Genomic DNA, 22627 nt, shown 5'->3' with positions numbered 1-22627 from the left:
TGGCATGAGACACGCTTACTCCGCCGCCAGCAAATTCTCCGCCCCGCCCAGATCGACCGACACCAGCCGGCTCACGCCCTGTTCGACCATGGTAACACCGAACAGCCGGTGCATCCGGCTCATCGTCGCGGCGTTGTGCGTGACGATCAGATAGCGCGTCGCGGTCTCGCGCGTCATCGCCTCCAGCAGGTCGCAGAAGCGTTCGATATTGGCGTCGTCCAGCGGCGCATCGACTTCGTCGAGCACGCAGATCGGCGCGGGATTGGTCAGGAACAAAGCGAAGATCAGCGCCACCGCGGTCAGCGCCTGCTCGCCGCCCGAAAGCAGGGTCAGCGACTGGAGCTTCTTTCCCGGCGGCTGCGCCATGATTTCGAGCCCGGCCTCCAGCGGATCGTCCGAATCGACGAGCTCCAGATGCGCCTGGCCACCGTTGAACAGGGTGGAGAATAGCCGACGGAAATGCTGGTCGACTGCCTCGAACGCAGCGAGCAGCCGTTGCCGCCCCTCGCGGTTGAGCGTGCCGATCGAGCCCCTCAACCGGTTCACCGCCTGGGCAAGCTCGTCGCGCTCCTTGGCGTTGCCGGTATAGGCCGCCTCCAGCTCGGCCAGCTCGCTCTCCGCGACCAGATTGACCGGCCCGATCCGCTCGCGCTCGGCGATCAGCCGGTCATGGCCGACCGATTCGTGCTGCGGATCGCGCACCGTCTCCGGATCGAAGCCGGCCTGTTCGGGGAGCAAGGGTGGCGGGCATTCGAAGCGTTCGCCCGACAGTCGGCCCATCTCGATGCGGCGCATCTCCTGATTCTCGGCCCGCGCCAGCGCGCCGGCGCGCGCTTCGCGCGCCAAAGCGAGCGATTCATTGGCGGCGCGGACATCGCCTTCGGTCGCGCGCAGCGTCGCCTCGGCGGTGTGCTCGGCAGCCTGGGCGACGGCGGAGTCGGCGCGCGCAGCCTCGGTCGCGGCCTCGGCCTCGGTGACCTGTGCATCGAGCTCGGCGGGGCGCCCGGACAGGCGTTTGCTCTCCTCGGCCAGCTCGGTGGCGCGCTTGTCCATCTCGGCGGCGCGGCGCGCGGCCTCGCCGGCGCGCGACTTCCAGCTCCGGCTCTCGGCGGCGGCGGCAGCGTGGCGCTCGCGCGCCTGGGCAATCTCGCGGTCGAGCGTGCCGCGTTCGGCGCGCGCGCTGGCGGAAGTCGCGCGACGGACCTCGGCCTCGGAGGAGAGCGTGGCGACACGCTCGCGCGTGGCGGTGCCGTCGGGAAGCGCGGCCTTGGCAGCTTCGGCCCGGGTCAGCTCACCCGATGCCTCGTCCTGCTCGGCGGCGATGCGGCGTGCGCGGCTGTCGAGGTCGGCGCGCTGCGATTCGAGCCGTTCGAGCTGCGAGACGGCGCGATCCTCGGCGCGGCCCGCTTCGCGTCCGGCATTCTCGGCATGATCGAGCACCCGGCGGCAATCGGTGGCGGCGCGGCGGGCCTCTGTGATGCTTTCGTCGATGCGCGCCAGCTCGGTATCGGCGGACTCGACCGCGCGGACTGCGGCGGGGCGCGCCTTTTCGATCGCGGTGAGGCGGTTGACGCGCTCGAGCCGCTCGGCCGCCGCGGCGCCGCCCGATTTGGCTGTGTAGCCGTCCCAGCGCCGCAGCACGCCCGCCAGAGTGACGAGCCGCTGACCCACCGCAAGCGGCTGGCCGGTGTCGCGCTCGGCGACCAGTATCTGCGCCAGCCGTCGGGCAAGCGCCGGCGGCGCCTGGACATGCTGGCCGAGCGGCGTGGTCTCGGATGGCGCGCCAGGATCGCCCGGCAGCGATTCGGCGCCGGCCCAATAGCGCTCGGAAGCCGGATCGAGCCCGGCCTCGAGATCGTCGCCCAGCGCGGCGGCGAGCGCGCGCTCATATCCCGCGTCGACCTTGAGCGAATCGAGCAGCCGGTCCCTGCCCGAAGGCCGGGTCGCCTTGGCGAGCGCGGCGGCTTCGCTGTCGAGCTGGCTCAGTTCGGCATGCGCGGAGGCGCGCGCGGATTGGGCACGGTTGCGCGCCTCGATCGCCGATCTTTCCTCGGCATCGGCGCGGGCGAGCCCCGTGCGCGCCGATTCGGCCTGGCGCAGCGCCTGGGCGCGCGCTTCGGCGGCGCGGGTCTTCTCGGCCTGGAGCGGCGCGGCATCGGCGAGCGCGTGCAGTTCGGCCTCGAGCCGGGCATGGTCGCGGCCCGATCGCTCGACCCTGGTGCGCGCGGCGGCGAGCGCGGCTTCTGCGACGCGTGCCTCGGCGGCTTCGCTGGCTTGCGCGGCGAGCGCCTGGGCGAGCGCGACTTCGGCATCGCGCGCGGCGCGCTCGGCTTCGGCCAGCGCGGCATCGAGATTGGGCATGCGCGCGGTGGCTTCGGCGATGCGCGTGTCGAGCGCGGTCGATTCCTCGGCCAGACGCGCCAGCGCCTCAGCGGCGTCGCGGGCGAGCGCGCCCTCGCGGCCGCGGTCCTCGGTCAGCCGGCGTTCGGCGTCCTGCAGTTCGGTGATCCGTCGCTCGACCGTCGCGCGCTCGCTGCGCAGCGTCGCCAGCCGATGCATCGCATCGGTGGCGCGGTCGCGCAGGCCAAGCGATTCGGCGCGCAGCGTGGCAAGCGCCTGTGCGGCCTCCTGTTGCGTGGCGGCGGCGATATCATGCGCTTGCGTGCGTTCGGCGACCAGGGCCTCGGCGCCGGCGGCTTCCTTCTTGGCGGCATCGGCCGCGGCGGCCGCGTCGCGCCAGCGCGCGAAGATCATCCGCGCCTCGGCGACGCGGATCTTGTCCGATAGCTCGCGATAGCGTTCGGCCTGGCGTGCCTGGCGCTTGAGCGCCGCCGCGCGTGCCTCCTGGTCGCCGATCACTTCGTCGAGGCGGATGAGATTGGCCTCGGTCGCGCGCAGTTTCTGCTCGGCGTCCTTGCGGCGCACATGCAGCCCGGCGATGCCCGCCGCCTCCTCCAGCATCGCGCGGCGCTCGCCGGGCTTGGCCTGGATGATCGCGCCGATCCTGCCCTGGCTCACCAGCGCCGGCGAATGCGCGCCGGTGGCGGCGTCGGCAAAAGCGAGCGCGACGTCCTTGGCGCGGACGTCGCGGCCGTTGATCCGATAGGCGGAGCCCGCGCCGCGCTCGATCCGCCGGACGACTTCGAGCTCGCCATCCTCGCCCACCTGCTCGGCGAGGATCGAGACTTCGGCGAAATCCCGGGCCGGGCGGGTGGCGGTGCCGGCGAAGATCACATCTTCCATGCCGGCGCCGCGCATCGACTTGGCGCTGCTCTCGCCCATCGCCCAGCGCAAAGCTTCGAGCAGATTGGACTTGCCGCAGCCATTGGGGCCGACGATCCCCGTCAGCCCCGGCTCGATGCGCAAGTCAGCCGGGTCGACGAAGCTCTTGAAGCCTGTCAGCCGCAGCCGCTTGATCTGCATCGCCGCTCCTTATCTGCCCGGCGTCAGCGCGCGCCGGCTGCCTGGAGCGCGGGCTCCAGCGCTTCCCATGCCGCGGTGTTCGGCACGACCTTGCCGTTGATGAAGAAGGTCGGCGTGCCGGTCACTTCGCCATTGTTGACCGCGTCGCCATTGACCTTGGCGATCGATTCGATCGTCTTCTGATCGGCCAGGCAGGCGCGCGCCTTGGCTTCGGGCAGGCCGTGCTGCTTCATGAACTCGACGAAGCCCAACTGATCGGCAAAGCCCACCGCCGCCTGGGGTGCGGGCATCGACTGGAGCTGCTGCGCGACCTGCGGGTTCTTCTCGACGAGCGCCTGGGTGCGGTCGAGGAACGTCGGCTGGTTGGCGTAGATCTGGTCCATCACCGTGAAGAAGTTCTCGGTCGGCACGCACTGGTTGAGCAGCGCCAGGGCGAGATCGGGCGCGCCGTGCACCAGGAAGTCGCGGAACTCGTAGCTGACCTTGCCGGTCGAGATATACTTCTGGCGCAGCGGCTCGACGCCCTCGACGGCGAAACGGCCGCAGACCGGGCAGTTGCGCGAGCCATATTCGACCAGCTTGATCGGCGCGTCCGGATTGCCCTGGACGTAGCCGCCCTCGGGGGTCTTGGCGACGACGTCCATCCAGGTCTTGCCGGCAGGGGGCGCCGCGGCGGTGACGGGCGTGGACGCCTGGACCGGCGCCGAGCTGTTCGACGATTCGCCGCCGCATGCGGCGAGCGCCAGGACGGGGAGCAGGGCAATCAGGGCTGGGGCTACGCGCATGTCTTCACTTCTCCAGGGGAATGGTTTCGGTCAGGCTCCCGCCGCCCATAGTTCGGGCTGGAGATGGAGCCAGTCGGAGGCGCGCATCTTGCGGCCATTGACGATAAAGGTCGGCGTGCCGTCGATGTCCTGTTGATTGACGGCGTCGGCATTGGTCTGGGCGACACGCTTGATCAACGCAGGATCGGAAAGGCATTGGCGCGCCCGTGCCTCGGTCACGCCATGAGCCTTCATGAAGTCGACGAAGCCCAACGCCTCGGCGAAGCGAGTCGCCATTTGCGGCGGTGGCAGCTTCTGCCAGGCGGTCACTTCGCTCGAGCGGGTCTTCATCAATTGCTCGAGCTTCTCCGCGAACGCCGGCTGGTTGGCATAGATCGCGTCCAGCACGGAAAAGAAGCGTGGCGTTGGCACACACTGGTTCAGCAGAGCGAGCGCGAAGTCCGGCGCGCCATGGATCAGGAAATCGCGATATTCGTAGCTGACCTTGCCCGTCGCGACATATTGGCTGCGCAGTTCCGCCATACCCTCGGCAGCGAAACGGCCGCAGGTCGGGCAGGTGCGCGAGCCATATTCGATCAACTTCACGGGCGCGTCCGGATTGCCCTGGCGATAGCCGCCCTCGGGTGTTGCGGTCACGGTAGCGACCCAGTCGGCGACCGGACGCGGCGCCGAATTCGATAGCAGCAGCAGCGATGCGGCGATGAGAAACAGGCGCTTCATATGTCAGTCGATCCGGCCGATCTTGGGTTTTTCGTCGCTCGCGGCGACGCCGGCGGCAAGCGCTTCGAGCACTGCCTTGAGTTCGGGATCGACAATGCCGCGCAGGCTCGCGCCCATTTCCTCGGACAAGGGCTTGAGGCTGGGCGGCGGCACGGGCTTTTCGGGGCGTTTCACGTCGCCGTGGCGGATCGCGAGCCGCGCGACCGCGGGATAGCCGAAGAAGCGATTGACCCGGTCGACGATCTCGGGGGCGATATGCTGCATCATCGGCGCATGGGCGCCCGAGACGAGCAGATGGAGCACCCCCTCGGCGCGCTTGCCCTGCGGGAAGCGAATCGATTCGGGCGCGGAGACGCGGGCATAGCGCTCGCCGACGATCTCGCTCCAGCGGCTGACGATCGAATGCTGGACGAATCCGAACTTGCGGAAGGTCGCGCGGCCGACATTGCCGAGCAGGTCTGAAACCGGTTGCACGCGGTTGCTGCGCTGCGGCTCCGGGCGCGGCTTGGGAGTGGTTGTGCGCGGGGGCTTCGTCATTGCCGCCAACCCATGCCATAGCCGGGGCGTGCCCGACAACGTCCCTCGCGCAATCGCCGCTCCGCTGCTTGAATGGTACGATGCCCACGCCCGCGATCTGCCCTGGCGGGCGCGGCCGGGCGCCAATGCGACGGAACCTTATCGGGTGTGGCTTTCCGAGGTGATGCTCCAGCAGACCCAGGTCGCCAGCGTCATCCCCTATTTCGAGAAGTTCACGTCGCGCTGGCCCGATTTCGCGGCGCTGGCGGCGGCGGACGATAGCGACCTGATGGCCGCCTGGGCCGGGCTCGGCTATTATGCCCGGGCGCGAAACCTGCTCGCCTGCGCGCGGGAAGTGGCGGCGATTGGCGCGCTCCCCGACACCGAAGAGGCACTCCGCAAGCTGCCGGGCGTCGGCGGCTATACCGCAGCGGCGATCGCGGCGATCGCATTCGGCCGGCGCGCGGTGGTGGTCGATGCCAATGTCGAGCGCGTCGTCTCGCGGCTGTTCGCGGTGGCAGAGCCGCTGCCGGGTGCCAGATCGCGCATCTACGCGCTGACCGATTCGGTGACGCCCGATGCGCGCGCGGGCGATTTCGCCCAGGCGATGATGGATCTGGGCAGCGGCATCTGCACCGCCAAATCGCCGCGCTGCCTGCTCTGTCCTTTGCGCGCGCAATGTGACGGCTTCGCCACCGGCGCGCCCGAGATGTTCCCGGTCAAGGCGAAGAAGGCGCCCAAGCCCCAGCGCCATGGCACGATGTTCTGGGCCGAGCGCGACGGGCTGGTGCTGCTGGTGACGCGCCCGGCCAAGGGCCTGCTCGGCGGAATGCGTGCCCTGCCGACCGGCCCGTGGAGCGATTCGCCTCCGGGACTAATGGGAGCACCTTTCGATATCGCGTGGCAAATGCTCGACGAACACGCGATGCACGGCTTCACGCACTTCAACCTCGATTGCATGCTTGCCGCTGCAACAATCGGGGAGCATTCAGACGCCGCACTCATCCAAGAGGTGGGAGGCGAATGGTGGCCGATTGCCGATCTGGAAGCGGCGGGGCTGCCGACGGTATTCGCCAAGGCGGCGCGGATTTTCGGGAGAATGCGATGCGCGGACGGTTCGGAATTGGATTGATCGGAGCGCTCGCGCTCGCGCCGTGGGCGACCGCGCAGGTTGCGCCGACGGAGGCGCCCGCGCTGGCCAAGCGCTATGTCGCCGACGGCACGGTGCCGGGCATCGTCATCACCTATGCCAAGGGCGACGCCCCGCTCAAGGTGATCGCCGAGGGCCGCATTGCCAACGAGCCGACGGCGCGGGCAGCCGATGCGGACAGCCTGTGGCGCGTCTATTCGATGACCAAGCCGATCACCGGCATCGCCGCGATGATCCTGATCGAGGAAGGCAAGATCAAGCTCGACCAGCCGATCAGCGACTTCATCCCCGCGTTCAAGAACATGAAGGTGCTGGTCGATCCCGCCAAGGACCTGACCAGCCGCCCGGCGACGCACCCGATCACGGTGCGCAACCTGCTCACCCACACCGCGGGCCTGGGCTACAACATCATCACCAAGGGCCCTTTGCTTGACGAGTATAACCGGCTGGGGATCAATCCCGCGGCGGTGAGCGTGTCCTTCGAGGCGCAGGCACGCGCTACCCGCCCGGCGACCCTCGAGGAATTCGCGGACCGCGTCGCGACGCTGCCGCTGATCGCCGAGCCCGGCAGCAAATGGAGCTATTCGATCGGGCTCGACGTGCTCGGCCGCGTCATCGAAGTCGCATCGGGCATGCCGTTCGACACCTTCGTCAACACGCGCATCTTCGCGCCGCTCAAGATGCGCGAAAGCTATTGGACAGTGCCGGCCGACAAGGTCGCTTCGTTCGCGACCGACTATGCCGTCGTCGGCGGCAACCGCATCGCGCTCGATCCCGGCGCGACCTCGGTCTGGCTCAAGCCGCCAAGCTTTCCCTATGGCGGCGCCGGACTGGTGATGTCCGCGCGCGATTATGACCGCTTCCTCCACATGCTGGTGAACGGCGGCGAGCTGGACGGCGCGCGTATCCTCAAGCCGGAGACGGTCGCGCTGGCGATGTCGAATCTACTCCCGGCGGGCGTCGACCAGTCGATTCTCGACGATATGACCAGGGATACCGGCGTGCCGATGGGCTTCGGCGCAGGTGGATCGGTCTATCTGGCGGCTCGACCCGGCGGGCAGGGCAAGGGCACATTCGGCTGGGGCGGCGCCGCAGGCACGATCGCCTGGGCCGATCCGGTCAACAAGGTGCGCGGTGTCGGCATGATCAACCTGTTGCTGGCCGACACCGCGCTCAAGCGCGAGGTGGGCCGGGCGGTCTACGCCGATCTGGCGCGGTGAAGGCGCCGGGTTTCACCGGCGGCACGCTCGACCGTGCCGACCCGGTTCGTCACGATCCGGCATTGCTCGATGCCGCGCTGGCCGATCCGGCGGCGCGGCTGCTGGTGCTGGACGGGCTCGATCCGGTGCTCGACGATGCCGGGCACCTGACCTGGACCGGGCTGGATGCGGCGGCGGGAGCGCTGCTGTTTCTCGGCTTTGATTCGGGCGTGCCGTGCTTCGCCTCGGCGCTGCCGCCCGGCCACCCCGTGCCGCCGGGCCGCTCGCCGGCTTTGTTCGCGATGCTCGACCGGTTCGCGCCTGCAGACGCCGCCAATTATGCCGCCGCGCGCAGCCTGGTCGACTGGCACGGCCGCCACGGCTTCTGCGCCAATTGCGGCACCGCCACCGCGATCTTTCGCGCCGGCTGGGCGCGCAAATGCCCGCATTGCGGCGCCGAGCATTTCCCGCGCGTCGATCCGGTGGTGATCATGCTCGCCGAAATCGGCGACCGCGTGCTGCTCGGCCGCCAGCCGCCCTGGCCGCCGGGCCGCTATTCGGCGCTCGCCGGCTTCCTCGAGGTCGGCGAATCGATCGAGGAAGCGGTGGCGCGCGAGATCCACGAGGAAGCCGGCGTACGGGTGCGCGACATACGTTATGTCGCGAGCCAGCCCTGGCCCTTCCCCTCGTCGCTGATGGTCGCGTGCATCGGCGTGGCCGAGGACGACGCGCTCACGATCGACACGCACGAGCTGGAGGATGCGCGCTGGTTCACGCGGGAAGAGGTGCGGCTGGCGATGGCCCGCGATCCCGCCGCCCCCTTCGGCGCACCGCCGCCCTATGCGATCGCGCACACGCTGCTCGGTGCGTGGATGGAAGGTGCCTAGATAGACGACCTATGAAGCGCGAATGGCCCTGTCGGCGGAACGAAAGAAAGTTGCCGACACTAGCCACAGCGCCGTAAAGAAACCGCCGAACAACAGGGCCTTGAACGCGCCACCGGGCATGCTCGCGGTCGACGGTGCGGTCGCAATGGCTATGCTGAGCAATGCCTGCATGATCGCCACGCCAAGCATGGTCCGGGCCATGCCGGCGGGCTGAAACCAGGCGGAGAACGCACCTACCGCTGCCGCCATGATCACCAGGAAAAAGCCAATGCCGGTGCCGTCATCGCGAACAATTGTGGTCCACACGGTCAGGAACGACGCCACGAGCGCGATGGCAACACCCGCGCGATAGGCCCGGCTTCCGCTCGCTCTTTCGGCAAGCTCGTAGAGCAGCCCGACACCGCCAATCATGATACCGGCAAAAAGGAAGCTGCCGATGGTCCAGTGCCATTCGTCGCTGATCTGCATCATCACCAGCGGCGTGAGCAGCAATGCCAATGCCCCGGTCCAGCGCGCGATCCGCCAATAGTCCCAGGCCCCCGCGCCGCCCTGTTCGCTCGATCCAATCATCTGCTTGCCTCCTGTGGGAATCAGCACCTCATCTTGGCACGAGTTTGGATGCGCCGCGTGAGCAGGGCGTGAGGAAAAAATGAAGAATCGATGTTCGCAGCCGGCCCGTTGGCAATCCTTGCGCCTTTACGGGTGCACGGCCTAGTCCTCGCCGATCGGTCGGGTCGCCCAGCTCGCATGGAGCGTCGGCACCGCCGAATAGAGCGTCATCAGGTACCAGGTGAAGGCAGACAATATCTGGAGCAACGCCGAACGGTCCCAATTGCCGAGCAAGGCAAGGCCGAGGATCAGCCAGATGCCGCATATCGCCGTGGCGCTGACAGTCGCAAAGGTGACGAGGAAGGCGTTGCGCCGCACGTCGCGGTCGAACTCGTCGACCCGCTCACCGCTGCCCCACAGCTTCACCGGCCCGAACATCGGCAGCAATATTGCCAGCATTAGGCCGAAAAATACCATGCCCTGACCCAGAGCGCGTTCGCGCCAGCCCGCAAAGGCGAACATGATCGCCATGCCGATGGTAGCGATCACGAGCGCGACGATCGGGAGCCAGCGCAGGTGCCGCCGCTTCGCCTTGCCTGCGGCATAGGCAGGAATGCCGGTGCGTTCGGCGACGGCGTCGAGCGCCTCAAAAATCGCCTTGTTGGTCAGCTTGGGCATCGAAAACTCCCGGCTCATTCGGCCGCGCGGCGCAGCGCCGCGGCGACGGATTCGAATGGCTCGAAGGAAAAGAGCAATTCGACCGGCACGCCGAATTCGCGCGCGATCTTCATGCCGAGCTCGAGACTGGGGCTGTAATCGCCCCGCTCGAGATAGCCGATCGTCTGGGGATTCACCCCCACGGCGTCGGCCAGGTCGCGGCGGCTGAGGCCGCGCTCGGCACGAAACAGCGCAATCCGGTTGTGAATGCTCGGCAAAGCTACGCCTCAATCCAACGAGTCGTTGTGTATACACAACATATCGTCGGGAGAGTCAACTATTCCGGGCGCGCGCGTGCCTGGGGATAGGTGCCGAGCAGGCGTGTCCATTTGGTATGGAATTTGAGCTCCTCGAGCGCGCGGGCGATGGCAGGATCCTCGGGGCTGCCGACGATGTCCGCATAGAATTCGGTCGCCGCGAAGCTGCCGCCGCGCTGGTAGCTCTCCAGCTTGGTCATGTTGACGCCGTTGGTCGCGAAACCGCCCAGCGCCTTGTAGAGCGCGGCGGGGACGTTCTTCACCTCGAAGATGAAGGTGGTCATGAACGGGCCGGGGCCGTCGATCGGCGGCGCGGCGCGGGCGAGCACGACGAATCGGGTCATGTTGTGCTCGGCATCGGCAAGGTCGGTAGCGAACAGCTTCAGGCCGTAGAGCGCGGCGGCCCCGGGCGGCGCGAGCGCGGCCACGGCGGGATCTGCCATCTCGGCGATCACCGCGGCGGCGCCAGCCGTGTCGGGATAGGCGACGGGCGCGATGCCGTGTGCCTTCAGCCAGTGGCGGCACTGGCCCAGCGCCTGGGGATGGCTCATCGCCTCCTTCACTCGATCGATCTCGCCCACGCCCATCAGCCCGTAGCGGATCGGCAGGAAATGCTCGCCAGTGATCACCAGCCCCGATTCGGGGAGTAGGAAATGGATGTCGGCGACGCGACCGTGCAACGAATTTTCGATCGGAATCATCGCGCAATCGGCACGGCCTTCCTTCACCGCGTCGATCGCGTCCTCGAACGAGAAGCAGGGTAAGGGCAACCCGTCGGGAAAGGCCTCGAGCGCCGCGATATGCGAATTGGCGCCGGGCGCGCCCTGGAACGCGACCGCGCGTTCGGGCGCCTGTTCGGCGGCTTCGATCATCTTGGCGACGATCGGCCGCGCGGGGGCTGCGAAGTTCTCCATAGGGAGCGCGGGCTAGACGTCCGCTCGACATGCGGCAAGCCCGCTTGCGTTCGCCCCGACGGCAGTTCTAAAGGGGCTCGATTTTTTCTCCTCAGGGGCACGTGATGGACAATCGCTTCAATACGATCGCGGGTTGGGCTCTGGCCGGCGGCATTGCCGCGCTGGGCCTGTCGATCGTCAGCGGCATGGCGTTCAAGTCAGAGCGTCCCGAGCATATGGGATATGCGATCGAAGGCGCCGAAGATGCGAGCGCCGGCGGCGCGGCCGCCGCGGTGCCGATCGCCACGCTGCTCGCCACCGCCGATGTGACCAAGGGCGCCGAGGTCTTCAAGCAGTGCGCCGCGTGCCACACGATCAACCAGGGAGGCGCGAACGGTGTCGGCCCGAATCTCTATGCCACGCTCGGCGAGGGCGTAGCCGAGGGCAAGGGCGGCTTCGCCTTCTCCGACCCGCTAAAGGCCGTTGGCGGCAAGTGGGACTTCGACAAGATGAACACGTGGCTCACGAGCCCGCGCAAGATGGCCCCCGGCACCAAGATGACCTTTGCCGGCATCTCCGATCCGCAGGCGCGCGCGAACGTGATCCTCTATCTCAACAGCCAGGGCTCGAACCTGCCGCTGCCGGCTCCGCCCGCCGCGGGCGCCGCGCCGGGCAATTCGAGCGACGCTGCCGAGGCCAATGCGACTGCAGCGGCTCCGGGCGACAACATCGTCAACCAGGCGACCCCGGGCGAAGGCACGCCGGCAAAGACCAATTCGGGCGCGATCCAGGCCGAGAAGAAGGGCGTCAAGTAAGCTTTCGCAGATCGACTACGCCAACAAAAAAGGGCGCGGCTTCGGCTGCGCCCTTTTGTTTGTCCTCAGACTCCTCTCCTGCCTTCGCGGCGGAGGATGGGGGCCGCCGCGAAGCGGAAGGTGGGGGTCACCCCCGGGCCTTTTCCTTTTCCTGCCAGAATTGCTGGACGATCTCCCAGCCTTCTTCCGCCGTCTCGACGAAGCGGAACAGGCTCAGGTCGCGCGGCGAGATCACGCCCTCGTCGCACAAAGCCTCGAAATTGACGACGCGCTCCCAGAATTCGCGGCCGTAGAACAGTACCGGGATCGGATCGATCTTGCCGGTCTGGATCAAGGTCAGCAGCTCGAAGCTCTCGTCGAACGTGCCGAAGCCGCCGGGGAACACCGCCACCGCGCGCGCATGGAGCAGGAAGTGCATCTTCCTCAGCGCGAAATAGTGGAACTGCATGCTGAGGCCCGGCGTGACATAGGGGTTCGGCGCCTGTTCGTGCGGCAGCACGATGTTGAGCCCGATCGTCTCCGCGCCCACGTCGCGCGCGCCGCGATTCGCCGCTTCCATGATCGAGGGGCCGCCGCCCGAGGTCACCACGAAATGCTTCTTGCCGGCTTGGTCGAGCGGAAAGTTGCTCGCGATCTGCCCCAGCCTGCGCGCCACGTCATAATATTTGGATTTGGCGACCAGCCGTTCGGCGATGCGCTTCTGCTGGTCGGTCTCGGCAAGCGCCAGCACGGCCTCGGCCTTGGCGGGCTCGGGGATGCGGGCGGAGCCATAGACCACGAAGGTCGATGCGATATTCGCCTCGTCCAGCAGCAATTGCGGTTTCAGGAGCTCGAGCTGGAAGCGGACGGGCCGCAGATCCTCGCGCAGCAGGAAATCCATGTCCTGAAAGGCGAGGCGATAGGCGGGATGCTCGGTCTGGGGCGTGCCGCTGGCGGTGTTGGCGCTCTCGGCTTCCTGCTGGGCAGGGCGGAAGACGCGCGAGGGTACACGAGTATCGTTCATTCAGGTCCGTTAGGCGCATCGCCCCGGCGCTGCAAACCTCATGCGCAGAACGGCCCACGGCCCATGTCGAGGTGGAGATGATCGTGGTGCGCTGCGTTGTAATCCGGGCTCAGCACCGTCCTGAAGCGCTTGCACGCGGAGGCATGGATCACGGTGAAGAATTCGCGAATCTGCGGGTCGTCCGAGCGCCAGTTCGCCTGCACGGTGATGCGCCGGCCGTCGCTCAGCACGAAGCCCGAGACGTCGACCGCGTTGCCCAGAGCGTGCTCGGAGATCCGCCCGGCGGAAGCCGCGCCCCTGCCGATGATCGCGCGGCACGAATAGGTGCCCATGCTCTCGACGCGGACGAGTTCGCTGCCGAGGATCTGCTTGGCGGCCGGCGCCACCGCGAATCGCACCCAGGCGGTGAAAGTCCGCGCCAGCGGGCAGCGCATCGACTTCAGGTTGGTCACCGGTACGCCGATGTCGAGCAGCTCGACCGCGCCGGTGACAATGCAGCCGCTGCCGAAATCGCGATCGGGCAGCGGGCTGTAGCGCACCTGCTCGCGCGACAGGTCCGAGAAGCATTGCTGCGTCTCGCGCGGGGTCGGGCCGGTCAGGGTGGTCGGGCCAGAGGGGCGCTCGCGGATCGGCGCGGGGCGCTTGTCCCCGCCGCCGAACACGCAGGCGGAGAGAAGGAGCGGCAACAATGCCAGAATAGTCCCCCGGCGCATCGGGCGAGCATAGCCAGAGCCGCGTTTGACAGCGAGCTTGTTACCGCTACCATCAAACGCGATGCGGCCACCGGAGCCGCACGCAGGAGAGATTGATGCCCCGGTTGCTCATGACTTTCGTCTGCGCGCTTGCCGCGCTGTTCGGCGCTCCCGCTTTCGCGCAGCAGCCGCCCGTTCAGGGCGAGCGAATCGCCTTGTGGGACAAGGGCGCACCGGGGTTCGAAGCGCGTGCGAACATTCCGGAGACGTCCGAGGCCTATTGGACCAAGCCGATCAACAACCCGAGCATCACTTATTATCCGGCGCGGTCCGGCCGCGAGACCGGCGCGGCGGTGCTGATCATGCCGGGCGGTGCGCATGAGTTCCTGGTGATCACGACCGAGGGCAATGATGTCGCGCGTTGGTTCAACGAGCGCGGCGTTGCGGCGTTCGTGCTGCGCTACCGGCTCTTCCGCGGCAAGGATTCGCCGTACAAGTTCGAGAATGCCCGCCAGGATGCCGAACGGGCGATGCGGCTGATCCGCAGCCGCGCGGACCAGTACAAGCTCGACCCGAAGCGAATCGGCGTGGTCGGCTTCTCGGCCGGCGGCGAGCTTGCGCGCGTGACGCTGCTCAGCGCCCCGGTGCCTGCGCCGGGTCCAGGCGACGCGATCGACAAGCTCTCCGCCCGGCCCGATTTCGGCATCCTCGTCTTTCCCGGGCCGCTCCATGCCGAGGAGCACATCACCAACACCTCGCCGCCTTTGCTGATGGCCGCCACCAACGACGACAATTGCTGCTCGCAGCCGATCCTCGACCTGCTCGCCGCCTATCGCGCCGCCGGCGCCTCGTCGGAGCTGCACATGTATGCGGCAGGCGGCCACGCCTTCAACATGGGCGAGACCACCCCGATGGTCGCGCTGCGCCACTGGCCCGAGCGCATCACCGACTGGATGACCGACCGCGGTCTGCTGGTGCCGAAACCTGCGCCGTGACGGCACGCTGCGGCGCAACACGTGATTGACTTTGGCGTGCTCGCCGCTAGGGCCGTCGACGGGCCACGCGGTCCCAACGCCGCGCGTGCTCTCTGCAAGGAGAGACTGACATGACTGATTCTGCCGTTACCGACGCCACAGCTGCGTCTGCGAAGCCCGCCACCAAGCCGGCCCGCCCCTATTTTTCCTCCGGTCCCTGCGCCAAGCCTCCGGGCTGGGATGCGTCGAAGCTCGTGACCGAATCGCTCGGCCGCTCGCACCGCTCCAAGATCGGCAAGGTCCGCCTCCAATACGCCATCGATCTGATGCGCGAGATGCTGAAGCTGCCGGACACCCATCGCATCGGCATCGTCCCGGGCTCCGACACCGGCGCCTTCGAGATGGCGATGTGGACGATGCTCGGCGCGCGCGGCGTCACCACGCTCGCCTGGGAAAGCTTCGGCGAGGGCTGGGTGACCGACGCGGTCAAGCAATTGAAGCTCGAGCCCAACGTGGTCCGCGCCGATTACGGCCAGCTCCCCGATCTCGACAAAATCGACTGGTCCGACGACGTGCTGTTCACCTGGAACGGCACCACCTCCGGCGTGCGCGTGCCGGACGGCGAGTGGATCCCGGCCGATCGCGAGGGCCTGAGCTTCGCCGACGCGACCAGCGCGGTGTTCGCCTATGACCTGCCCTGGGACAAGATCGATGTCGCCACCTTCTCGTGGCAGAAGGTGCTGGGCGGTGAGGGCGGCCACGGCGTGCTGATCCTCGGCCCCCGCGCCGTCGAGCGTCTCACCGAATATACTCCGGCCTGGCCGCTCCCCAAGGTCTTCCGCCTCGTCTCCAAGGGCGCGCTCGCCGAGGGCGTGTTCAAGGGCGAGACGATCAACACGCCGTCGATGCTCGCGGTCGAGGATGCGATCTTCGCGCTCGAATGGGCCAGGGGGCTGGGCGGTCTGCACGGCCTGATCGCGCGCTCGGACGCCAATGCCGAGGCGCTGAACAAGATCGTCGGCGAGCGGGACTGGCTCGGCCATCTCGCGGTCGACAAGGGCATCCGCTCGAAGACCAGCGTGTGCCTGACCGTCGAGGGCGCGGACGAGGCCTTCATCAAGAAGTTCGCCTCGCTGCTCGAGAAGGAAGAGGCCGCCTACGACGTCGCCGGCTATCGCGACGCTCCGCCGGGGCTGCGCATATGGTGCGGCGCGACCGTCGACACCGCCGATATCGTGGCGCTCGGCCCCTGGCTCGACTGGGCCTATTCGGCCGCACGCACCTCCTGATCGTCATCCCGGCGCAAGCCGGGATCCAGAGCCACAAGCGACGCCCTTTGTAACCCTGGGCCCCGGCCTTCGCCGGGGTGACGGGTGGAGAAACAAAATGCCCAAAGTACTTATCAGCGACAAAATGGACCCCAAGGCCGCCGAAATCTTCCGCGCCCGCGGCGTCGAGGTGGACGAGATCACCGGCAAGACGCCGGACGAACTCAAGGCGATGATCGGCCAGTATGACGGCCTCGCCATCCGCAGTTCGACCAAGGTGACCAAGGAAATCCTCGAAGCCGCGACCAACCTCAAGGTCGTCGGCCGCGCCGGCATCGGCGTCGACAATGTCGATATCCCGTCGGCCAGCGCGAAGGGCGTGGTCGTCATGAACACCCCGTTCGGCAACTCGATCACCACCGCCGAGCACGCCATCGCTTTGATGTTCGCGCTCGCCCGCCAGCTGCCCGAGGCCGACGCCTCCACCCAGGCCGGCAAGTGGGAGAAGAACCGCTTCATGGGCGTCGAGCTGACCGCCAAGACGCTCGGCCTGATCGGCGCGGGCAATATCGGCTCGATCGTCGCCGACCGCGCGCTGGGCCTCAAGATGAAGGTGATCGCCTATGATCCCTTCCTCACCCCCGAGCGGGCGATCGAGATGGGCGTCGAGAAGATGAGCCTCGACGATCTGCTGCTGCGCGCCGATTTCATCACCTTGCACACGCCGCTGACCGATCAGACCCGCAACATCCTCTCGGCCGAGAATCTCGCCAAGACCAAGAAGGGCGTGCGGATCATCAATTGTGCGCGTGGCGGGCTGATCGACGAGGCGGCGCTGAAGGCGGGCCTGGAATCGGGCCATATCGGCGGCGCTGCGCTCGACGTGTTCGTAGAAGAGCCGGCCAAGGCCTCGCCTTTGTTCGGCGTCCCGAACTTCATCTCGACGCCGCATCTCGGCGCGTCGACCAACGAGGCGCAGGTCAATGTCGCGATCCAGGTCGCCGAGCAGATGGCCGATTTCCTCGTCTCGGGCGGCGTGACCAACGCGCTCAACATGCCGAGCCTGTCGGCCGAGGAAGCGCCGCGGCTCAAGCCCTACATGGCGTTGGCCGAGCGGCTGGGCAGCCTGGTCGGACAGCTGTCGCACGGCTCGCTCAGCAATATCTCGATCGAAGTCGAGGGCGCTGCCGCCGAACTTAACCAGAAGCCGATCACGGGCGCGGTGCTCGCCGGCCTGATGCGCGTCCATTCGGACACGGTGAACATGGTCAATGCGCCCTTCCTGGCGAAGGAGCGTGGGCTCGACGTGCGCGAAGTGCGCCACGAGCGCGAGGGCGATTACCACACTTTGGTCCGCGTCACCGTTGGCACCGAGGCGGGCGATCGTTCGGTGGCGGGCACCTTGTTCGGCAACCAGGCGCCGCGCCTGGTCGAACTGTTCGGCATCAAGGTCGAGGCCGATCTCGCGGGTCCGATGCTCTACATCGTCAACGAGGACGCGCCTGGTTTCATCGGCCGGCTCGGCACGACCCTGGGCGAGGCGGGCGTCAACATCGGCACCTTCCATCTCGGAAGGCGGAGCGCGGGCGGCGAGGCGGTGCTTTTGCTTTCGCTCGACGACGATGTCTCGCCCGAACTGATCGCCAGGGTCCGCACGCTGCCCGGCGTGAAGACCGCGATGGCGCTCAAGTTCTGAAGCCATTAGGGGAGGCGGCCATGACCGGACTCCTCCCCGAGGGTTTTCACGACCGTCTGCCGCCTGCGGCCGATGCCGCGGCGCGGCTGGAGGGGCGCGTGCTCGGCGTCGCGCGGCTCTATGGCTATGAGCAGGTCGATCCGCCGCTCGCCGAATTCGCCGACGAGCTCGGCAGCCGGCTGAAAGCGGGCGGGCTGCGCGATGCGGTGCGCTTCGTCGATCCGGTCTCGCAGCGCACGCTGGCGATCCGGCCGGACCTGACCGCGCAGGTCGGGCGGATCGCGGCGACCCGGATGGGCCACCATCCGCGCCCGGTGCGGCTCTCCTATGCCGGTGCGGTGATGAAGCTGAGCGCCTCCGAACTTAACCCGCAGCGCGCGATGCGGCAGATCGGCTGCGAGCTGGTCGGGCTCGACACCGTCGCTGCGGCGACCGAAGTGGTGCGGGTGGCGATCGAGGCGTTGCAGGCGGCGGGCGTGACCGGGCTGGCAGTGGATTTCACGCTGCCCGATCTGGTCGATCGGCTGGTGGGCGACACCCTGGACACGGAAACGCTGGCGCTGCTGCGCGAACGGCTCGATGCCAAGGATGCTGGCGGCGTCGCCGCGATCGATCCCCGCTATCTGCCGCTGATCGAGGCGGCGGGACCATTCGACGCGGCGATGGCGCGGCTGCGTGCGATCGATGCGGGCAAGGCGCTGGGCAGCCGGCTCGACGGGCTGGCCGAGATTGCGGCCAGCATCGAAGGCCAGGCGGCGCTGACGCTCGATCCTACCGAGCGCCATGGCTTTGAATTCCAGAGCTGGCTGGGTTTCTCGATCTTCTCGACCGGCATCCGCGGCGAGATCGGCCGCGGTGGTAGCTACACGATCGTCCATGACGGTGGCCGCGAGGAGCCGGCCGTCGGCTTTTCGCTATTCGCCGATCCGATCCTCGATACCGGCGTCGGCACCGATGCCCGTCGCCGCCTGTTCCTGCCGCTCGGCATTCCGCCGGAAGTGGGCGCGAGACTGCGCGGCGAAGGCTGGGTCACCGTCGCCGCGCTCGAGGTCGATGATACGCCGGAGGCGCAGCTCTGCAGCCATGTCTGGCAGGATGGAAAAGCGCGGGCGCTGTAGGTCGGGCTTACCTGCCAGGTCGATACTCCGAAGTTTATTCAAAACCGATGCTGAGCGGTATAAGCCCGCGGACGACCGCTTATCGTGGTTAGCTGCCGTACGCGCTAACCGACCGCACCGGGTGGGATTGCAATAATACCGGTGGTGCGAGCCCGGACCACCGGAGTGGCGACGCAAGTCGCTACAGCTTCATATCCTCGCCCACCCGGATACAGGTGGGCGCGAAACGGCGGGCTGTGATTGGCGGGACAGTAGAAGACGGCTTCATCGGCGCGGACTCGATCAAGGTCCAGGATCGATGACGAGCGCGTCATCAGGAACAGGGCGCGCTTGTTTCCGGGCTTCACCCGCAAACGGGCGATCAAGGCACGTTGGGCTGTATCGCACAGCCCCTCTTCCACCATATCTACGACGAGAATTGCGGGCCTCTCGGTTTCGAGAGCGACCACAAGCGCGAGCAACGCTTGCGTTCGTTCTGCTCCCTCCTCTTCCAGGCGGCCAAGCATATGTTCCACGCGCGCGGTTAGGGCGGCATCTTCTTCAAGAAGTCGGCCAATGCCTGCATTGGAAAGGCGGTCGAGACCCAGAAATTCGGCATTGGGAAGTTCACCTGCCAATCGCTCCGCAAAACGGGTCTTGCCGCTGCCGAGCGGGCCGGTGATAAAATTGAGCGGCCCAACGTCGCAAGTTTCGAACCATTCTCCGTCCCATGGCCAAGGAAGTTCGAAGGCCGTGGCGATCGTCGCATCCCGGCCGAACACTATGCTCAGCGCGGCGGCGTCCAGCGCCTTCCCTTGGCCTATGTTGTCGCGAAGGCTCCGTATCCTTTGGAGTGCCGTCTCGATATGCTGTGCCTGCTGCCAAAGGCGTTCCTCATGGGCAACCAGCCCGGCTTCCAGCGCACTCGGATCGCCGTCCATTACACGGGCAATCTCCGCGAGGCTGAGGCCCAGCACACGCAGCGACACGATCGTCGCTGCCCGCTCCACATCCTCGGGACGGTAAAGCCGCCATCCCGCCGACGACCGATCAGGGGCGAGCAGACCTTGCTGTTCATAGAGTCGAAGGGCTTTCGTCGAGACACCGAGGTGCGCGGCTGCTTGCGACGGAGTGAGATTGCGGCGTGGCGGGTTCATAAGGCACCTCTATCAGCATTGAACCTGCCTCCTATCCGTCCGGCCCCAGCGGCCAGGTCAAGGCGTAAGTGTTGGCCCTTGCATCGGAAGTATCGTCCGCTTCCGCCACGCGCTTGCAATGTAGGATTCCATGCGCCTGGCTGCGGCGCCCTCGCCTTGGCGGTGCCGCTCTTTGAAATTGAATAAGCGCAGGTCGGACCAGTGGCGAATGCCGCTTGCGCACGTCCCTGTCGCCTTATTGGCGCGCCACAAACCCGCGCCTCTGGGGAGACGGAAATTCACCCGCTCCACGCCTCAACTTGGTTAACCGACACGCAGGAACGACCTCGCTTACCGCGCCAGTAGCGGCTCGATATGGCCATCGAGGAAGTGCATCAGCGCATCGGCAACCGCATGGCGGAAGCGCGGATCGGTGGCGAGGCGCTCGGGGAAGACCTGACGCAGCCCGAGCATCGCCAGGCAGACGTCGCTGCCGGTGGCCGCCGCGGCGAGAATGTCGGCCAGCGGGTCGGTGATCTTCTCGTGCGCCTGCGCCTTGCGACGGACGAATGCGATCCAGGCGGCTACCGGCACCGCGAGACGCTCGATGCTGCGGCCATTGTCGAGCGCGTCCTGCACCGTGTCGAGCAGGCGATAGGGCAGCTTCTGCGAGCCGTCCCAGGCGATCTGGGACAACAAGTGGCGGATCGCCGGATTGCGGAAGCGGTTCGACACTGCATCGGCATAGCCCGCAATGTCGAGCCCCTCGACCGGCTTCAAGGACGCGGCGATGTCGTAATGCATCAGCCGCGACACGAAATGCTCAAGCGCGGGATCGGACATCGCCTCAAACACCGTCTCGAGGCCGAGATGCAGGCCGATATAGGCAAGGCTCGAATGTGCGCCGTTGAGGATGCGCAGCTTGGCCTGCTCATAGCCGCGCACGTCGTTGGTGAGCGTGACGCCCGCCGATGCGAGATCGGGGCCGTCCGCCTGTTCGAAGCGCTGGAGCACCCACTGCGTGAAGCTCTCGCGCTGCACGGCGGCCTTGTCGGTCACATGCAGGTCGTGCGCGACATGGGCGAGGAAGGCGGGATCGCTCGCCGGCGTGATCGAATCGACCATCGAATCCGGGAAGGCGACCTCCGCCTCGATCCATGCGGCGAGCGCGGGATCATATTGGCGGGCGAGCGCGGTGCAGGCGGCGCGAAGCTTGCCGCCATTGCCGGTCATGTTGTCGCAGCAGAGCATCGCGAAGGGCGCGGTGCCCGCGGCGCGGCGATCGGCGAGGCCAGCGACGATCCAGCCGATCACGCTCGCCGGTTCGGCGGGGCGCTTGAGGTCGTGGACGATGTCGGGGTGGGCGAAATCGAGCGTGCCGTCGTTCGTGAGGCAATAGCCCTTCTCGGTGACGGTGCTGGTGGCGATGCGGATGGCGGGATCGGCGAGCAGGGTGCGCAGCCGAGCGCCTTCGCCGGGGCCGATCGCGTCCGAATGGGCGGCGAGGACGCGCATCGCTGGTTCGCGATCGATCACCGCCAGCGTGTAGAGCCCATCCTGCGCCTTCAGCGCATCGACGGTGCCGGGACTGCGCAGCGAAACCGCGGCAATGCCCCAGCGCGGATCGCTATCAAGCACGCGATCGACATAGGCGGCCTGGTGCGCGCGGTGGAAGGCACCGGGGCCGAAATGGACGATGCCGGTGCGGATCGATTGCGGATCATGGCCCGGCCGGACGATGCCGGCGGGGAGCGATGCGAGTGCGGTGCGGGAAAGGCTGGTCATCGCGTTCGCCCAAGCAGCGGCACGCGGGCAAAGTCAATCGGGCTTCAGAGAGTCTTGGTCGACGAGCCACCGCGCGCGCCGGGAATCAGCGGCGAACTCCACTGCGGCAGCGTCACCCGTGTATCCTTCGGCATCAGGAAGCGGACCTGACGGTTCGGGAAATCGATATCGACGCGGCGGAAGCTGCGCAGCGCATCCATGCCGAGCAGCAGCGCCGGGCGCTTGGTCAGGCCGAAGCGCGCGAACGGCGCGACATCCGCGAACGCGACCGGCATCGAACTGAACGCCACTTCGCCAACCTTGATGTTGGGGATATTCGCATAATCGGCGGTCGCCTGCTCGCCGGTCACGCTGGTGAGCCTGATGGGCTGCATTTGACCGGCGCGGCGTCCGACACGCTTGCGGAGCGCGCTATTGCCCATCGTCACCTGCGAGCCGGTATCGAGCACGACCTGGATGCGCGTGCCGCCATAATAGGCATCGGTGACGATCAACTGGCCGAACAGGCTCTTGGCGGTGACGACGATCTCGTCGGGATCGCGGCGCGTGAATCTCTTGCGCTTCTCGCTGGCGCGCACGCTCATCGTGCCCTTCTCGAAATCGATGGTGACCTGATGGCTGCTCAGCGTGTCGATACCCAGCAGGCCGGCCGCGCCCAGATTCCGCGCCGCAAAGGCGGGGGCGATCACCCTATGCAACTGGCCGATCGACTTGATCGAAAGATCGGGAATGACGACCGTATCGACTCGCGACTGACCGGTCATCGACGTCACCATAACCGGATTGCCCGCAGTCAGCCGCAGCGAGCCGGCGAGTTCGCGCGAGACGGAGGTGCGCTCGGCACCGGTATCTATGATGAAATTGTAAGAGCCCTTGCCACCCACCGCGACGGGAACGGTGAGGCGCGAATCAACCTCTCCCAAGGTCAGCATCGTCGTGTCGATATGCAGATCGGACGCGATCAGCTCAGGGTCCTGCGACGGCAAGTCGCGGCCGTCCACGCCAGCGCCAAGCGGCAGGAGGAGGAGCAATAACGGGTGCCAAACTCCAGTCATGAGTCGGAAG

The 22627-nt window shown here is 67.2% G+C and carries 21 protein-coding genes; 8 read left to right on the top strand and 13 right to left on the bottom strand.

The window, feature by feature from the left end:
* Positions 1-15: 15 nt before the first annotated feature.
* From smc to IAG41_RS12885, 4 genes are read right to left on the bottom strand one after another with little or no spacing between them, the layout of a single operon-like run.
* Positions 16-3423, bottom strand: a complete 3408-nt coding sequence (smc, locus tag IAG41_RS12900; protein WP_187729024.1) for a chromosome segregation protein SMC — start codon at positions 3421-3423, stop codon at positions 16-18.
* A 23-nt stretch (positions 3424-3446) separates the two neighbouring features.
* A complete protein-coding gene (locus tag IAG41_RS12895; protein WP_187729023.1) occupies positions 3447-4208 on the bottom strand; it encodes a DsbA family protein in 762 nt (253 codons plus the stop codon).
* 30 nt (positions 4209-4238) lie between these two features.
* A complete protein-coding gene (locus tag IAG41_RS12890; RefSeq protein ID WP_187729022.1) occupies positions 4239-4928 on the bottom strand; it encodes a thioredoxin domain-containing protein in 690 nt (229 codons plus the stop codon).
* Between the two features lie 3 nt (positions 4929-4931).
* Positions 4932-5465: a DUF721 domain-containing protein gene (locus tag IAG41_RS12885; RefSeq protein ID WP_187729021.1), complete on the bottom strand. Its 534-nt coding sequence runs from the start codon at positions 5463-5465 to the stop codon at positions 4932-4934.
* 28 nt (positions 5466-5493) lie between these two features.
* Here IAG41_RS12885 and IAG41_RS12880 point away from each other — a divergent pair, with 28 nt between their 5' ends.
* The 3 genes from IAG41_RS12880 to nudC are packed head-to-tail and all read left to right on the top strand — an operon-like array spanning position 5494 to position 8680.
* Positions 5494-6576 (top strand): A/G-specific adenine glycosylase, encoded by a 1083-nt coding sequence (locus IAG41_RS12880; protein ID WP_187729020.1) that lies wholly within the window; start codon positions 5494-5496, stop codon positions 6574-6576.
* Positions 6549-7814, top strand: coding sequence for a serine hydrolase domain-containing protein (locus IAG41_RS12875; RefSeq protein ID WP_187729019.1), 1266 nt, complete (start codon positions 6549-6551; stop codon positions 7812-7814). The genes IAG41_RS12880 and IAG41_RS12875 overlap by 28 nt, the downstream gene beginning before the upstream one ends.
* Positions 7811-8680, top strand: a complete 870-nt coding sequence (nudC, locus tag IAG41_RS12870; protein WP_187729018.1) for an NAD(+) diphosphatase — start codon at positions 7811-7813, stop codon at positions 8678-8680. Before IAG41_RS12875 ends, nudC begins: the two co-directional genes overlap by 4 nt.
* A 9-nt stretch (positions 8681-8689) precedes the next feature.
* On the opposite strand, the gene IAG41_RS12865 is transcribed toward nudC, so the two are convergent.
* The 4 genes from IAG41_RS12865 to IAG41_RS12850 all read right to left on the bottom strand — a co-directional run bounded on the left by IAG41_RS12865 (position 8690) and on the right by IAG41_RS12850 (position 11117).
* A complete protein-coding gene (locus IAG41_RS12865; RefSeq protein WP_187729017.1) occupies positions 8690-9250 on the bottom strand; it encodes a hypothetical protein in 561 nt (186 codons plus the stop codon).
* Between the two features lie 141 nt (positions 9251-9391).
* The gene (locus IAG41_RS12860) at positions 9392-9907 is read right to left on the bottom strand and encodes a hypothetical protein (RefSeq protein ID WP_187729016.1); all 516 of its coding nucleotides are present in this window, start codon (positions 9905-9907) and stop codon (positions 9392-9394) included.
* A 14-nt stretch (positions 9908-9921) separates the two neighbouring features.
* On the bottom strand, positions 9922-10164 hold the full coding sequence (locus tag IAG41_RS12855; protein ID WP_222950673.1) for a helix-turn-helix transcriptional regulator: 243 nt from the start codon (positions 10162-10164) through the stop codon (positions 9922-9924).
* A 59-nt stretch (positions 10165-10223) separates the two neighbouring features.
* Positions 10224-11117 carry a prephenate dehydratase gene (locus IAG41_RS12850; RefSeq protein ID WP_187729015.1) on the bottom strand — a complete coding sequence of 298 codons (894 nt, stop codon included), beginning with the start codon at positions 11115-11117 and terminating at the stop codon, positions 10224-10226.
* Positions 11118-11221: 104 nt separating this feature from the next.
* Here IAG41_RS12850 and IAG41_RS12845 point away from each other — a divergent pair, with 104 nt between their 5' ends.
* Positions 11222-11911, top strand: a complete 690-nt coding sequence (locus IAG41_RS12845) for a c-type cytochrome (protein WP_187729014.1) — start codon at positions 11222-11224, stop codon at positions 11909-11911.
* A 127-nt stretch (positions 11912-12038) separates the two neighbouring features.
* Here IAG41_RS12845 and IAG41_RS12840 read toward each other — a convergent pair whose 3' ends face one another.
* Positions 12039-12914, bottom strand: a complete 876-nt coding sequence (locus tag IAG41_RS12840) for an LOG family protein (protein ID WP_187729013.1) — start codon at positions 12912-12914, stop codon at positions 12039-12041.
* Between the two features lie 38 nt (positions 12915-12952).
* On the bottom strand, positions 12953-13627 hold the full coding sequence (locus IAG41_RS12835; RefSeq protein WP_187729012.1) for an extensin family protein: 675 nt from the start codon (positions 13625-13627) through the stop codon (positions 12953-12955).
* Positions 13628-13722: 95 nt separating this feature from the next.
* Here IAG41_RS12835 and IAG41_RS12830 point away from each other — a divergent pair, with 95 nt between their 5' ends.
* From IAG41_RS12830 to IAG41_RS12815, 4 genes are all read left to right on the top strand, one after another.
* Positions 13723-14601: an alpha/beta hydrolase gene (locus IAG41_RS12830; RefSeq protein ID WP_222950672.1), complete on the top strand. Its 879-nt coding sequence runs from the start codon at positions 13723-13725 to the stop codon at positions 14599-14601.
* Between the two features lie 110 nt (positions 14602-14711).
* Complete coding sequence (locus IAG41_RS12825; protein ID WP_187729011.1) at positions 14712-15869, top strand: phosphoserine transaminase; 1158 nt, start codon at positions 14712-14714, stop codon at positions 15867-15869.
* 97 nt (positions 15870-15966) lie between these two features.
* On the top strand, positions 15967-17544 hold the full coding sequence (gene serA / locus IAG41_RS12820) for a phosphoglycerate dehydrogenase (protein WP_187729010.1): 1578 nt from the start codon (positions 15967-15969) through the stop codon (positions 17542-17544).
* A 20-nt stretch (positions 17545-17564) separates the two neighbouring features.
* Entirely contained in the window at positions 17565-18662 is a 1098-nt protein-coding gene (locus IAG41_RS12815; protein WP_187729009.1) for an ATP phosphoribosyltransferase regulatory subunit, read from the top strand.
* Between the two features lie 104 nt (positions 18663-18766).
* Here the strand turns inward: IAG41_RS12815 and IAG41_RS12810 are convergent, their stop codons facing one another.
* The 3 genes from IAG41_RS12810 to IAG41_RS12800 all read right to left on the bottom strand — a co-directional run bounded on the left by IAG41_RS12810 (position 18767) and on the right by IAG41_RS12800 (position 22593).
* Positions 18767-19798 carry a MerR family transcriptional regulator gene (locus IAG41_RS12810; protein ID WP_187729008.1) on the bottom strand — a complete coding sequence of 344 codons (1032 nt, stop codon included), beginning with the start codon at positions 19796-19798 and terminating at the stop codon, positions 18767-18769.
* A gap of 330 nt (positions 19799-20128) precedes the next feature.
* Positions 20129-21562, bottom strand: a complete 1434-nt coding sequence (locus IAG41_RS12805) for a mannitol dehydrogenase family protein (RefSeq protein WP_187729007.1) — start codon at positions 21560-21562, stop codon at positions 20129-20131.
* Between the two features lie 44 nt (positions 21563-21606).
* A complete protein-coding gene (locus tag IAG41_RS12800) occupies positions 21607-22593 on the bottom strand; it encodes a retroviral-like aspartic protease family protein (RefSeq protein WP_262408644.1) in 987 nt (328 codons plus the stop codon).
* Positions 22594-22627: the final 34 nt, after the last annotated feature.

This window comes from Sphingomonas sp. JC676 (assembly GCF_014489075.1).
GTDB lineage: Bacteria > Pseudomonadota > Alphaproteobacteria > Sphingomonadales > Sphingomonadaceae > Sphingomonas.
The sequence above is the reverse complement of the archived record's forward strand: the minus strand, read 5'-3'. Positions and strand labels throughout refer to the sequence as shown.